Consider the following 14986-nt stretch of genomic DNA (forward strand, 5'->3'; position numbering starts at 1 on the left):
ATTAAAAGTAGATGTCATTGCATTATTTTCCAGCTTAAAACTAAATAGCAAAAACTCACACTAGAGCGCTACAGTTCTAAGATAAAGCAATGATTTTATCTCTAATAAAGGTAAGGAATTTTAATTGCCTAGTACTTATTTTAGTAGTATTTTTTCCGCTTTTATACCCTAAATAGACCGTTGATTTAACCTACTAGTAGGTTGGGAATTATAACTATTAAAACTGCTATTTTTTAATTGTAGTTTATTCGTTCCAAGATTAAATCAGGGTCTACGGCAATGGCAAATATTTCATTAATTGGTAACGAAACTGGATGTTCAAAAAATACTACCTGATTTTCAAAAAAAGCTTTTATAAGAAATAAATCTCCTTTAAAATAAGTGTTTTTTATAATCACATTCAAATATCCTTCCTTATGCACAAATAATTCGTGTGGATATAAAAGGACTTTCTTTTGTTCGTTTTCAAAAGGCATCAGTTTGGAAACTTGTATTTCGTTCACTTCACCAAACAGCGAGGCAACATACTTATTTTTAGGATACAAGTACATATGTGCTGGATGGTCTTTTGTCACTACTGCTCCTTTTTGCATTACGATTGTTTCATCTGCAAAAGAAAGTGCATCTACACTATCATGGGTAGCAACAATACAGATAATATTTTTACTTTTTAAATAAGCAAAAAGGTTACGGCGTAAAGCATTTTTGCGGAAGCTATCAATATGGCTGAAAGGCTCATCCAATAATAAAATTTCGGGTTCGTTAGCCAATACTTTTGCTAAGGCTACTCTTTGTTGTTGTCCACCACTTAAATACTTCGCTTTCGTTTTTGCAAAAGCAGTCATTTCGACCATATCCAAAAGTTCGTATACTCTTTGTTTTTTTTCTTCTGGACGAATATTAGACAAGTATTTACCAACATTTTCTTCTACAGTAATATACGGCATCAAATCGAAATCTTGCGCTAAATATTTAATGAATGACGCACCCGGAACGAGATGGTATTTTGGACCTAAAATCTTTTCTCCATCCCAAGTTATCTCTCCCTGATTTAAATCGTATAGCCCATATATTAATTTCAATAGTGTGCTTTTGCCACAACCACTTTCACCAATAACTGCTATATTTTGACCTTTTTCAACTGAAAAACTAATATCGTGTATAACCGTTTTCTCATCATAAGCAAACGATATATTCTTAATTTCTAACATTCTTTTGTAGTGTACTAAACGATGGAGCGAGGCTCTTATTATTTTTATTCGATGCAAAGATACTCGCTTACTTTATGGTGGTCAAATAAAAACTGTTATAAAAAATAAGAGCGTACTTCCTTATACAGAAAATACACTCTTATCGACTTAACCAATAAACAAAACCATTCTTAATCTAACCTTCCCTTTATGAAATAAACCTATTAAATTCTTCTGTGTTAATTCTCGCTTTTAAATCATGTAACAAATTGTACAATCCAAAAAACGTTCTGTTAATATATAAAAAATGTTTAGAACCTCTATTTCCATTCATTTTCTTTAATTGCGTATCCTTCGCAAATTCTTCTCCTAATGTAGCAATTTTTCCGAAGAAAACATCATCTGAGAAGTCAAAATATTTACCATGGAATGGTTTTGTGAACAAACTCAGTAATTGATGGAACAACATGGAGAAATAAACTACCTCTTCTTCTGTATCATCGGTACGCAAAATCTCTAATTCATACAATTTAGCTTTGAACAAAACTGGATCGTTGATTACCTCAACTTTCGCTAATTCAAAGTACGGAATATAAAATTCTTCTGGCACATGTTTAATGCATCCAAAATCTATTGCAATTAGATTACTGTCTTGATCTACCAAGAAATTCCCTGGATGTGGGTCTGCATGGATTTGTTTTAAATAATGCATTTGATACATATAAAAATCCCACAGTGCTTGTCCTAATTGATCTCCTTTGGCCTGGTCTTTATTGTATGCCGTAAACTCTGACAGGTGTTCTCCATCCATCCAATCCATTGTGATTATCTTCTTAGAAGATAATTCCGGATAATATTTTGGGAATCGCAAATGGTCTATTTTGCTACAGGACTCCGCAATAAAGGTACCTTGTGCTAATTCTAATTCGTAATCGGTTTCTTCTAATAGTTTATGTTCTACTTCTTTGAAATATTTCTCTGAATCTTTCCCTTGTAAATTGAACATTTTTATAGCAAATGGTTTTACAATAGCCAAATCTGAACTAATGCTTTCTGCTACTCCAGGATATTGGATTTTCACTGCCAAATCTTTTCCGTCTTTATTTGCCTTATGTACTTGTCCAATGCTGGCTGCATTAACAGAATCTGGAGTGAATGAATCGTATATTGCTTCTGGATATTTACCTAAATATTTCTTGAATGTCTTCCTAACTAATGGTGCCGATAATGGCGGAACTGAGAATTGTGCTAATGAAAACTTTTCGACATAGGCTCTTGGCATAATGCTCTTTTCCATACTCAGCATTTGAGCTACTTTCAAGGCACTGCCTTTTAAGTTTTTCAAGCCATCATAAATATCTTCTGCATTGTTTTCATTAAGCTTGTCTCTGTTTAAACTAGGATTTACAATCTTCTCTCCATAATAGGCAATGTAATTACCTCCTACTTTCAAACCTGTTTTAACTAATTGACTTGCTCGTTCTATTTTATTTGTTGGTATTTTATCTAATGTTTTCATGTTCTTTTGGCTGCTAAAGCACAACTTTTTGAAACGTCCGAAATAATAGGATAGCCAACAAATTTCAATTTCATTTATCAACCTAACTTACTAATAATCAAAAAGAATGCCATTCTAATTCAATCTGTAATAAATACTTTTTCTTGTTTTTATTACCCTCTATTCTTTTATTCTAAACCTCTTTATTCCTCCGTTATACTGCTCTTTCTTTCCAAAGAAATTTCCCTAAATCTAATAAACTTTCTAAGGGTGTCGTATCCATTAAATCAAAACTTGCTTTCACTGATTTTTCAATCACGATATCTGTTTTTTCAAATCCTTTTGAAGTGTCATCAATCCAAAATTTCAAGATGAATAAGAACTGTACCCAAGCTCCTTCTGCAAATACGGGTTTTGTGATTTTCTGTAATTTCTCGTTGCCTTCTTTTGCACTGGATTCAATTATACTTACGATGAATTCCTTAAAATGGTTTCGTAATTCTTTCAGTTGTTTCAAATTTTTTAACCCTTGTTTATTATCTTTTAGGGTAAACCACACATAACTCCTGTTTAAAGTCAGTAGTTCAAATATTGTGAAATAGAGAGTCAGCAATTTATTCCGATCTGAATACCCTGGATAGGCTTCATCTTTGTCAATAATTGCAATTGTATTCTCAAAAAACTTAATCCAAATGGTTTGTTTCAGCGCCTCAATTGAAGTGAAAGAAATATAGAAATCTCCTTCTTCTATTCCATTCTCTTTACAGAACACATATACATTGAGCGGTTCAGTATTGTGAACTAAAACTTGCTCCATGTAAATCGAAATAATTTGATCTTCATCCATTAATTTCTTCTTTCCAGCTCTTTTGGTAGTCGCCATAATACACTTTATTTTAAATCGTTACGTAAAGATACAAAATAGTTAATCAGCAATTCTAAACCCAGAACTAAAGGTTTTGTTAAATATTTTTCAATAAAAAAAGGCTATTCCTTTACGAAATAGCCTTTTTATTACAATATTTTGTTTCTTAGTTTTTGGTCTCTTTTTGAGCGTCATTAACCATTTTTTGATTTGCAGTAATTGCAAATTCTACACGACGGTTTTGACTTCTACCTTCTGGTGTATCATTTGTAGCAATTGGCTCTTCGATACCCATACCCGTAATTTTGAATCTACCAGAATTAATTCCTTTACCTGATAGGTATGTTTTTACAGATTCTGCTCTTTGTGCAGATAATGTTTTGTTGTACTCAGCTCTACCGGTGTTATCTGTATATCCATAAATTTGGATATCAGTATCAGGATATTCTTTAAATACAGAAACTAACTTATCTAAATTTTGTTGAGCAGTTGCTGTTAAAGTAGATTTGTTTGTATCAAAACGGATTGCATTTTCATTCAATACCAATTTAATACCTTCTCCTACTCTTTCTACATCAGCCCCAGGAATAGCATCGCTAATTTGTCTCGCTTGCTTATCCATTTTGTTACCAATCAATCCACCAGCAGCTCCACCTAGTACACCACCCAATACAGCTCCTAAAGCTGAATTTTTCTTGTTTCCTAAGTTGTTCCCAAGAATACCACCTAATACAGCTCCAGCTGCTACACCAATACCAGCACCTTTTTGCGTGTTATTCATGTTTTTTGCGCTATCACAGCTTGTGAAGGCAGAACTAAAGAGAAAAGCTCCGATTAAAGAATAAATTAATGACTTTTTCATTTTACGATATTTATTTAGTTAACTTTATTAAATTGGTATACAACATCAGTTTGTTTTCCACCTACATCAACTTTATCAATTAACTGGAAAGAACTCTCTGTTCTGTTGGCAAGTTTCAAGAAATAACCAGAGGTTACTCTTTTCGCTTTCACACCAGCCTCAACAATTTTCAGGCCAAACTGTTGATCGGGAGTAATACTCCATACAATTGGGCTACTAAAACTAGGACAATCACCACCTCCATTTAGGCTCATATTCCCTTTGTTGTTATTGGAAATAAAAGACCAAGAGCTACCTTCAAAACATTTTGAATCAGCTATTTGAAAGGAATTAACTTTAATATACTCTGAACCTGGATAGCTCACTTTCGATAAAACCCAATTTCCTTTTAACCCTACTTGCGATTTAGCATCAATCGTTGGTTTGCAAGCTCCCAACATAAGTACTAATGCACTCAAAAACAAAATTTTTTTCATAGTTAAATTTAATTTATGTTACTATTTATCTCAACGATTAATTGGTGAATAATCGTATTAAATTTAGGCAAAATTAACCAATCTTAACATTTTTAGGGTATTTTTTTTTAACAATGTCATTTTGTCACCTACTTTGCAATTGGTATTCTATTTGAGATAGCAAAGCTACAATACATGTAAAACTTAAATTATAAACACATATGACCACAGGAAAAATTAATGTTTCAGTAGAGAACATCTTTCCATTAATCAAGAAATTTTTATACAGTGATCACGAAATTTTCTTACGTGAATTGGTTTCAAATGCGACAGATGCTACTTTAAAGTTAAAACACTTAACGAGTATAGGGGAAGCAAACGTTGAATACGGAACACCTATTATTGAAATTAAAATTGATAAAGAAGGTAAAAAACTTCATATTATTGACCAAGGTCTTGGGATGACTGCTGAGGAAGTAGAAAAGTATATCAATCAGGTTGCTTTTTCTGGCGCAGAAGAATTCTTAGACAAATACAAAGATTCTGCTAAAGATTCTGGAATTATTGGTCACTTTGGTTTAGGTTTCTATTCTGCATTTATGGTTGCAGAGAAAGTAGAAATCATTACAAAATCATACAAAAACGAACCAGCTGCTCATTGGACTTGTGACGGTAGCCCAGAATTTACTCTAGAACCTTCTGATAAAGAATCAAGAGGAAGTGAGATTATTCTTCATATTGCTGAAGATTCTTTAGAATTTTTAGAAGATCATAAAATTGCTGAATTACTAAGCAAATACAATAAGTTCATGCCTATTCCAATTAAATTTGGAACAAAAACTGAAACGGTTACTGTAGGTGAAGGTGAGGATGCTAAAGAAGAAAGTATTGAAGTAGACAATATCATCAATAATCCAAATCCAGCTTGGACTAAACTTCCTGCTGATTTAAATGATGAGGATTATAAAAAATTCTACCGTGAATTATACCCAATGCAGTTTGAAGAACCCTTATTCAACATTCACTTGAATGTAGATTATCCATTCAACTTGACAGGTATCTTATATTTCCCAAAAATGTCTTCGGATTTACAGATCCAAAAGGATAAAATTCAATTGTATCAAAACCAGGTTTACGTTACTGACAACGTAGAAGGAATTGTACCTGAATTCTTAACTATGTTGAAAGGGGTTATTGATTCTCCAGATATTCCATTAAACGTTTCTCGTTCTTATTTACAATCTGATGGAAATGTAAAGAAAATATCAAACTACATTACTCGTAAAGTAGCGGATAAATTAAAATCATTGTTCACAGAGAATAGAGAAGATTTTGAACAAAAATGGAATGATATCAAAATCGTATTGGAATACGGAATGTTATCTGAACCTAAATTCTATGAAAAAGCAGGTGCATTTACTTTATATCCTACAACGGACGACAAGTACTTTACACTGGAGGAATTAAAAGAGAGCTTAAAAGATACTCAAACAGACAAAGACGGAAATCTTGTGATTCTTTATGCTTCAAACAAAGAAGCACAACACAGCTTTATCGCTGCGGCAAAAGATAAAGGATACCAAGTTGTAGTACTAGACTCTCCTATTGTATCACACTTAATTCAAAAATTAGAGGCAGACAACGAGAAAACAACTTTCGTACGTGTTGACTCTGACCATATCGATAATTTAATCAAGAAAGAAGATACTACAATTTCTAAACTTTCTGATGAAGAAAAAGAAAGCCTAAAAACTGTTTTAGAGAGTATTGTTCCTAAAACAAAATATTCCGTACAACTTGAAGCAATGGATAGTCACGCTTCACCATTCATCATCACTCAACCTGAGTTTATGAGAAGAATGAAAGAAATGAGTGCTTCTGGTGGAGGTGGTATGTTTGGTATGGGTAATTTCCCTGAAATGTACAATCTTGTCGTGAATACAAATCATGAATTAGCGGGAAGTATCTTGAATACTACTGACAAATCACATCAAGAGCATCTTGTAAAACAAGCGATGGATCTTGCAAAGCTTTCTCAAAACCTTTTAAAAGGTGAAGAGTTAACTGCATTTGTTAAACGTAGTTTTGAAATGATCAAGTAATTTCACAATATATCTTTTATCGAAAAGAGCATTGAGCAAAACCTCAATGCTCTTTTTTTATTTAAAAACACAGGCTTACTTTATTTTGTCAGTGCTATAGACTTCTCTATATTTGAACTTACTTATTGCCTTAACAAAAAGCAATTTAAAACCGTGTTATGAAAAAAATAATCTCTCTTTTCTTTCTCTTAGTTCTAATTTCTTGCAACGATAAAAAGCAAGAATCGGAATCGGATAACACTCTAAAAATCGATACTATCCAAGCACTCAATGAAGTAATAAGCACAGAAGATGAACCTAAAGAGGCTCAAAAACTAGCTGTTAATTATGCTGAACATAAGGAAATACTCGATGTTTTGACGATTATTCCTGATAGCACTATGCCTAGCTGGGGATGGAAACCGAATGAAAGAAAAGATTTCGTGAAATTTATAGCACAAAATAATGTTACTCCAGATACTAGTAAAAACTTCTCTAAGATTGTATCCATAAAACCAAACACTCTCAAAATACAAGTCGTAGATGGAAGTTGGGTTTTATCAATTTATAAAATAAAAGCAGATCATTATATTGTAATCACCGATGACATGGTAGGTGATGGAAATGAGATTTTAGCTTTCGAATATGACAAAGGGCAACTAAAATACATAAAGCTTAAGGAAGTATTTGGCGACTATTTTTCAAGTTTATTAGTGGATAAAAACAATGTCAAATGCAACGAATTATTAGAAGAAAATAAGATTGGTTTTGAATATGATTTTGACAGTGAAACAGCAGTAGAAATTAGTAATTCCTTCTATCTCAAAGAAAATGAAAACAAGGACTGCTTCAATGGGAACACCTTACTTTTTCAATTTAATAAAACCTCTAAAAAATTTGATTTAGTAAAAAAATACTGGTCTAACCCGAAAGAATAACATACTGTGGTAGAATAAAAATTACTCGAAACTGCAAGATTGGTATATAATAAATACGATTTACCAAACACGAGGGAATCTAAACACCTAACTGTAAGCTGATTTTGGATTTCGTTGCATTTTTTATTTAAAAGGGGGAATAATCAATCGTTAAACCTTACCTTTGCGGGCTTTTTAAAATTATAAAAATGTTACAGAATCAATTATTAAAAGGAGTTTTTTTAGTCGGACTTGGAGCTTCTAGTTATGGAATGCTAGCCACTTTCGTTAAAATGGCTTATGACGAAGGATACACAACTGCCGAAGTTACTACATCACAATTTGTTTTGGGAATCATCGGAATGTTACTCATCAATACCTATCAAAAATCAAAGAATAAAGGAAAAGTTACCAAGGCAACAACTCGAAATGTATTTCAATTAATGTTGGCTGGTACATCATTAGGTTGTACAAGTTTGTTCTACTACTTGGCTGTAAAAACAATACCTGTATCTATGGGAATTGTTTTATTAATGCAAACGGTATGGATGGGTGTTGTTCTTGAAATGATCCTGACCAAAAAATTACCTTCTTTGCAAAAAACTATTGCTACAGTAGTAGTATTAGTTGGAACAGCTTTGGCACTTAACCTGTTTGGAAAAAGTATAGACTTTAATCAAGAAGGTTTTGTTACTGGTTTACTTTGGGGCTTATGTGCCGCATGTTCGTACACTGTAACAATGTTTACCTCAAACAAAGTCGCGACAGAATTGTCTACATCACAACGTAGTCTTTATATGTTATTGGGTGGAGCGGTAATTGTTTTTGCATTTGCAATGGCAACACATACTGGAGAATTTCACTTTGATATTTTCTTAAAATGGGGTATTGTATTATCACTTTTTGGAACTATTATTCCGCCAATGTTATTAAATGCAGGTTTCCCTATTACAGGAATTGGCCTAGGAAGTATTGTTACTTCTGTAGAAATTCCAGTATCGGTAATGATGGCTCACTTACTATTAAAAGAAGAGGTTTTAGGTGTTCAATGGTTAGGGATTGCTATGATTATTATGGCAATTGTAATCATGAACATCAAAAACAAAAGCAATGCAGGTCACATTTAAGATCTGCAAATAGCATCATAAATAAATATTAAATTGTATATTCGTTATAATCATATTTTTTAACATATGTATGCTATAACGAATATGCATTATCCATGGCACTTGTATTTAATGTCTTTTTTGTACATTATTGCAGGTCTAAATCATTTTAGAGTTCCCCGATTATACTTAAAAATGATGCCTGAGTATATCCCTAAACCCATGCAAATGGTTTATTTAAGTGGTATTGCTGAATGTGGACTTGGATTTTTATTATTAGTTCCAGGTTTAACGGCATATGCAGCTTGGGGTATTATTATTTTATTAGTCGCAGTTTTCCCCGCAAACATAAAAATGTATCTTGATGACAAAGCTAGTTTAGGACTACCTAAATGGGTGCGGTTGATTCGCTTACCCTTACAGTTAGTTCTTATTTATTGGGCTTATCAATATACATTCTTACATTGACTTTATAACCAAATGTTTAACTAATTTTTTTTAACACATGAAAAAACTTTTAGCAGAATTTATCGGAACTTTTTGGCTTGTATTAGGTGGTTGCGGAAGCGCAGTATTAGCCGCAGGTTTCCCAGACGTTGGGATTGGTCTATTAGGTGTATCACTTGCCTTTGGATTAACGGTATTAACGATTGCCTATTCATTAGGCCATATTTCTGGAGCGCACCTTAACCCTGCAGTATCTGTTGGATTATGGATTGGAGGACGATTTGATGTAAAGGAATTAGTTCCTTATATCATCGCTCAAGTATTAGGTGGTATTGCTGCGGCAGCCATTTTATATGTTATTGTAACAGGAAATGGAAGTGAAATTGGAAATTTTGCAGCCAATGGTTATGGTGATTTATCACCAGGAAAGTATGATCTTACCTCTGCTTTCGTAACGGAAGTAGTAATGACATTTATGTTCCTTATCATCATTCTAGGAGCTACAGATGAAAGAGCACCAAAAGGTTTTGCTGGTTTAGCAATTGGTTTAGCATTAACGCTAATTCACTTAATCAGTATTCCAGTTACTAACACCTCTGTAAATCCTGCAAGAAGTATTAGCCAAGCTATTTTTGTAGGTGGAGAACACCTTAGCCAATTATGGTTATTTATTGTTGCTCCTATCTTGGGTGCAATATTAGCAGGTATCGTTTATAAATTCTTCGGAAAAGCAGATGCTTAACATTTAAAAATATTTTATTTTATAAAAGAGAAAAGTAGGCGGTATGACCAATTACTTTTCTCTTTATTTTTATACCATGAATTCATTATTTTCATCGGATCCGATTGTATTAGACCTACCGGATGCTTCCATCGTATACTACCCTTCTTTTTTCACAACAGAAGAGGCCGATACTATATTGAAGATACTACAGGAGAGCATTCTATGGCAACAAGACCCTATTACATTATTTGGAAAAACCCACCTGCAACCTCGACTAACGGCTTTATACGGAAATAACGGAAAGCCTTATAGCTATTCTAATATCACCATGCAACCGCATGACTGGACTCCACTATTAATGGAGATTAAAGGCAAGATTGAAACAATTACTCCATGTGCTTTTACAACCGTTTTACTGAACTTATACCGCGATGGGAAAGATGGTAATGGATGGCATTCAGACAATGAAAAGGAGCTTGGAGTAAATCCCGTTATCGCTTCTTTGAGTTTTGGTTCAGAGCGTATATTCCAGTTAAAGCACATTAACGATTCTTCACTAAAAGCAAGTATTACATTGGAACACGGTAGTTTACTCCTCATGCAGGGCACTACACAAGAATTCTGGAAACACCAAATCCCAAAAACAGCAAAACCTATTAATCCAAGAATTAACCTAACCTATAGGGTCATAAAATAAAATTTAAAAAGTTTTAAAAAGTAATTATTTTTTTTATTAATATTGAATTACAATTCATAAACTAAAATTATTTATCTGGATTAATTTTCATGTAATGAAGAAAAGTAAACATATAGAACTCGACAACGAAAAACTGGAAAGGATTGTCAACATGGCTTTGGAAGAAAAGAGACCTTTTGAAGTAATTAAAAATGAATTTGGTTTAGCCGAAAAAGAGGTTACCGAAATCATGAAAAAAAAATTAACCACAGACAATTTTGAACTGTGGAAGAAAAAAACAGCTGCCAAAAAACCGAAACCGAAACCGATGTCCATCGATGATTTTGATGAGGAATTAGACGGAAAATACTATATCAAAAACAAATTTGATTAAATAAAAAAGGCTCCTTTTCTGGGGCCTTTTTATTTGCCTTTTACAAAAACAATCCAAAATTCTGAAACCAATTGTAATGTGATTAACTGCATTATGCCTTATTATATCGTTTAATTACATCCGAATTGTTTATTTTTACTTCTATAATTAGATATTTATTCTATAATTACTCTTACTATTAAATCCCATGAGAAAAAATTTATTTTTACTGATATTCCTATGCGTAGGACAGAGTCTTTTGGCTCAAAAAGATACCATTTGGTTCAATAAAGATTGGCAAAAGGTAACTACTAAAAAAGAAGCTGCTTTTTATCGATTAACACCTGTTGCCAAAGGAAATGGATATTCTATAACCGATTATTACCTTTCGGGAAAGAAACAAATGGAAGGCTTTTCTCTTTCAAAAGATCAGGATGTTTTTGAAGGTTCTGCCACTTGGTACAGAGAAGATGGTTCCATTTCTCAAACTGCCGAATACAAGAATGGGCAAATGGATGGAAAACTAGCCACTTTTCTTTCCAATGGAGAAAAATCTGAAGCAATATATAAGAATAATGAACTGTATGATGGAACGATAATCTATGACTATATAAATTATTACGCTTTAGGAACTGCTAAAAATGGTGTAATTAGCTATCAAAAAATATACGACCCAAAGAATCCTAAATTTTATTACGAGTATTTCTACGAAGATAACATGGTAAAAAAGCAAGTTTTTTACGATGAGAAAGGAAACAAAATAGGAGAAAGTACATATCCAGATGGAAGTTATGGTTCTATAGAAGGTACTTTTGTAGAATACTATTATGATCCTTTTAAAATTAGATCTATATCCAAATACAAGAATAATCTTCCAGAGCAAAGCATCCTTTATTATAAAAATGGAAAAGTAAAATCTGAAGAGTCCATTTCAGATGTAACTCGAACTACATTGTATTATGACAATACTGGAAAACAAATAGGGAAACTTACTGAAACCAAAGGAGATTATGAATCCTATTATCCTCAGGACGGAAATCAAATCACATTTGACTATAGTCTAGACAATGACAATTTTATACTATACAACAATGAATATGCTGGTGGAAAAATGATTAAATCACTGTATTACACTAATACAGGTATCCTTCAAAAAGCCATTCATTATGACGAAAATCAATATGTTACCTTAGAAGAAAATTTTGATGAAAAGGGAAATATTGCCTCAACATTAAGCTACAATCCAGAAACAAACCTTCCAATGAATGGTACTTCTATTAGCGATATGGGGATTGTTACTTATAAAGATGGTAAAAAAATTGAAGAAAAAATAACCTACAAAAACGGGAAAATTTTTAAATCCCAGAAAGGTGAAACAGCTCAATTCTTTGATAGAAAGGGTAAGCTTATGAGTACACTAACAATGTATGACAAATACAATTATGGTACATTCGACTCCCCTTTTACAGGAACTGATTATTATTTTAGTGACGATATTCTCTATACAGCCAATAAATATGAAAAGGGAACATTAATTCAAACTATTACCTACAATCCTGCGATAACAGATAAATTAGTTACTCAAAACTTGAGTAAATTTGACCCTAATGGAATGCTTATAGAAGAAACCACATATTTCCAAAATGGCGCAAAAAAGACTGAAATAAAATATGAAAAATACAGCCCTGCAAAAGGCACTTATTATAACGACAAAGGAAAATTACTAAGCACCTATGACTTCGCCAAAAATACTGGTACTGAATATGGCTATTTTGACGGTACAGACTCTATTGAACACATCAAAACAGCTAAAAACGGAGTTATTACGTACGAGAAGAAATATATCTCAGACTACAGCTATAGCACTTACGAAAACACGTATAAATTATTAAGCGAAATTGATTATACTAAAAAAGGGACTTTTTATGATCACAACGGTACCACTTATACAGCGACCTACAAAGATGGAAAACCATTAGACGGGAAAACAATAACAGTAGATTACACTTATAAAACGGTATCGAATTTCAAAAATGGGATGCTTGATGGTGAACAATTGTATTATGGGTATTACACGAATGCACTCGACAAAAAAGTAAATTACGTAAATGGTACACTACAAGGTATTACCGAAATATATACAGAGGGAGTTTTAGCACAGCAAATCCCATATGAAAATGGAATGGTAAATGGTAATGTATTGTATTTTGACCTTACAGGAAAAAACATTTCGTCTTTGGAATATGCAAATAATGAAATTCAAAATGGAACAACTACCGAATTTGAAACTTCTTCTACTGTAAATTTCAGACAAAGCGATTATAAAAATGGGAAACTAACAGAGAGTAGAATTTACATCAATAATAAAATAGTTCAACAACAAATTCTTGAAAGTGACGAAACATACAACGTAGCTAATTTCTATGAGAATGGAAAACCAAAATTCAAATACAAAACTAATGCTGACCTATTGCACGGTAAAGTACAGTATTTTGATGAAAAAGGTAAAAAACAATATGAAGCAGAATTCAATAAAGGAAGTTTAGTAGATGGAGAAATTTGGCTTACAAATTCTACCAATTATTACTTGGAATCTACCGCCAACTATATTAAAATCATAAAAACCAAGAAAGAAATCAAATCGCAAGGAATTATTTTACCGAATAAAATTGATTTTGAAATTATTGAGAAAATAACTGATGCTCAATCAAAAAGCAAACTCAATTACGTAATCAAGACCTCAGAAATTTATCCGTCAGAATTACACAACAACACTCCTCCTTTGTCTTACTATGATTATTCAACAGGACTTATAGATGTTGGTACACCTATAAAATATGAAGCTCCCCCAGCTCCACAAATAATTGAAGCAAAATAATCCAGGCTTTGTTGTCTATATTAAAAACTCCTTTCTTAAGGAGTTTTTTCTTTTTATATACTCCCAAATTAAACCCTAATCTTGTATTTTTTAAACTTATTTTGGCATGTATTTTTTTAATGATTAAATAATTTTACTTTCTTAATTACTTACCCATTATACATGAAAAATCCATTACTCTTATTAGTACTATTATCCTTTATCCCATCACTTTCTGCTCAAAAAGACACACTTTGGTTCAATAAGAATTGGCAAAAAGTTAAAACAAAAAATGAAGCTACTTATTATTTACTAAAAACAAATATTAATTATCAATCAGCATCTACTTATTATTTCCCAGAGAATAAGGAAATAGGGAAACTTCTAGAACTAAAAAACACCATTGAGAATACTGATTATAGAAATGGGAATACCATAACCTTTACGGGGGAGAATATTTACAAGGATGAAATCTACAAAAAAGGTAAAATCCGTAAAATCATCTATTATGACACTAATGGAAATATAATGAAAAGAGAAACCTATGATGATAACAAACACATCACCCTTACTGAAAATATAGATAAAAAAGGAGCCGTTAAATCGACCTTAACCTATAGCTTAGAAACAGGGCTTCCTTATATGGGACAATTAATTAATGTTACGGCTACTGGAGAAACTATTACCACTTATAAGTTTAGTAAAATAGTTAACAAAGAAACAGTATCTAATAATGATATGTTATTTAATGATTCGAAAAAAAATACTTTGAAAAAACAAATAACTAAAAGCTAAACTACGAGACATCTAGTAATAATAGCCTTTACAATCCACTCTAAAAAACTCTTTTCATTAAAGAGTTTTTCATTTTCATAACACTACCTGCAACCCTATGTACTATAATATTTGTCCTAAACAAAAGCTCTAATTGTAAG

At 32.3% G+C, this 14986-nt stretch carries 14 protein-coding genes; 9 read left to right on the forward strand and 5 right to left on the reverse strand.

Annotation, left to right across the window (positions count from 1 at the left end):
* Positions 1–233 precede the first annotated feature (233 nt).
* From P6733_RS13745 to P6733_RS13765, 5 genes are all read right to left on the reverse strand, one after another.
* A complete protein-coding gene (locus P6733_RS13745) occupies positions 234–1211 on the reverse strand; it encodes an ABC transporter ATP-binding protein (protein ID WP_306353491.1) in 978 nt (325 codons plus the stop codon).
* Positions 1212–1398: 187 nt separating this feature from the next.
* Positions 1399–2709: an ABC1 kinase family protein gene (locus tag P6733_RS13750; protein ID WP_306353492.1), complete on the reverse strand. Its 1311-nt coding sequence runs from the start codon at positions 2707–2709 to the stop codon at positions 1399–1401.
* A 193-nt stretch (positions 2710–2902) separates the two neighbouring features.
* Positions 2903–3571 (reverse strand): TetR family transcriptional regulator C-terminal domain-containing protein, encoded by a 669-nt coding sequence (locus P6733_RS13755; RefSeq protein WP_306353494.1) that lies wholly within the window; start codon positions 3569–3571, stop codon positions 2903–2905.
* A gap of 148 nt (positions 3572–3719) precedes the next feature.
* Positions 3720–4415, reverse strand: a complete 696-nt coding sequence (locus tag P6733_RS13760) for an OmpA family protein (protein WP_306353495.1) — start codon at positions 4413–4415, stop codon at positions 3720–3722.
* A 14-nt stretch (positions 4416–4429) separates the two neighbouring features.
* Positions 4430–4891 (reverse strand): lipocalin family protein, encoded by a 462-nt coding sequence (locus P6733_RS13765; protein WP_306353497.1) that lies wholly within the window; start codon positions 4889–4891, stop codon positions 4430–4432.
* Between the two features lie 200 nt (positions 4892–5091).
* Between P6733_RS13765 and htpG the strand changes: the two genes are divergently transcribed.
* From htpG to P6733_RS13810, 9 genes are all read left to right on the forward strand, one after another.
* Positions 5092–6972 (forward strand): molecular chaperone HtpG, encoded by a 1881-nt coding sequence (htpG, locus tag P6733_RS13770; RefSeq protein ID WP_306353499.1) that lies wholly within the window; start codon positions 5092–5094, stop codon positions 6970–6972.
* 158 nt (positions 6973–7130) lie between these two features.
* Complete coding sequence (locus tag P6733_RS13775; RefSeq protein ID WP_306353501.1) at positions 7131–7889, forward strand: hypothetical protein; 759 nt, start codon at positions 7131–7133, stop codon at positions 7887–7889.
* A gap of 188 nt (positions 7890–8077) precedes the next feature.
* The gene (locus P6733_RS13780) at positions 8078–8995 is read left to right on the forward strand and encodes an EamA family transporter (RefSeq protein WP_306353503.1); all 918 of its coding nucleotides are present in this window, start codon (positions 8078–8080) and stop codon (positions 8993–8995) included.
* Positions 8996–9061: 66 nt separating this feature from the next.
* Positions 9062–9442, forward strand: coding sequence for a DoxX family protein (locus tag P6733_RS13785; protein WP_306353505.1), 381 nt, complete (start codon positions 9062–9064; stop codon positions 9440–9442).
* Positions 9443–9479: 37 nt separating this feature from the next.
* Positions 9480–10163: an aquaporin Z gene (gene aqpZ / locus P6733_RS13790; protein WP_306353506.1), complete on the forward strand. Its 684-nt coding sequence runs from the start codon at positions 9480–9482 to the stop codon at positions 10161–10163.
* 76 nt (positions 10164–10239) lie between these two features.
* On the forward strand, positions 10240–10842 hold the full coding sequence (locus tag P6733_RS13795) for an alpha-ketoglutarate-dependent dioxygenase AlkB family protein (protein ID WP_306353508.1): 603 nt from the start codon (positions 10240–10242) through the stop codon (positions 10840–10842).
* A 94-nt stretch (positions 10843–10936) separates the two neighbouring features.
* Complete coding sequence (locus P6733_RS13800) at positions 10937–11215, forward strand: DUF2805 domain-containing protein (RefSeq protein WP_306353509.1); 279 nt, start codon at positions 10937–10939, stop codon at positions 11213–11215.
* A gap of 187 nt (positions 11216–11402) precedes the next feature.
* Positions 11403–14072 (forward strand): toxin-antitoxin system YwqK family antitoxin, encoded by a 2670-nt coding sequence (locus tag P6733_RS13805; RefSeq protein ID WP_306353510.1) that lies wholly within the window; start codon positions 11403–11405, stop codon positions 14070–14072.
* Positions 14073–14234: 162 nt separating this feature from the next.
* The gene (locus tag P6733_RS13810) at positions 14235–14846 is read left to right on the forward strand and encodes a hypothetical protein (RefSeq protein ID WP_306353511.1); all 612 of its coding nucleotides are present in this window, start codon (positions 14235–14237) and stop codon (positions 14844–14846) included.
* The last annotated feature ends 140 nt before the right edge of the window (positions 14847–14986 follow it).

This window comes from Flavobacterium aerium (genome assembly GCF_030766725.1).
GTDB lineage: Bacteria > Bacteroidota > Bacteroidia > Flavobacteriales > Flavobacteriaceae > Flavobacterium > Flavobacterium aerium.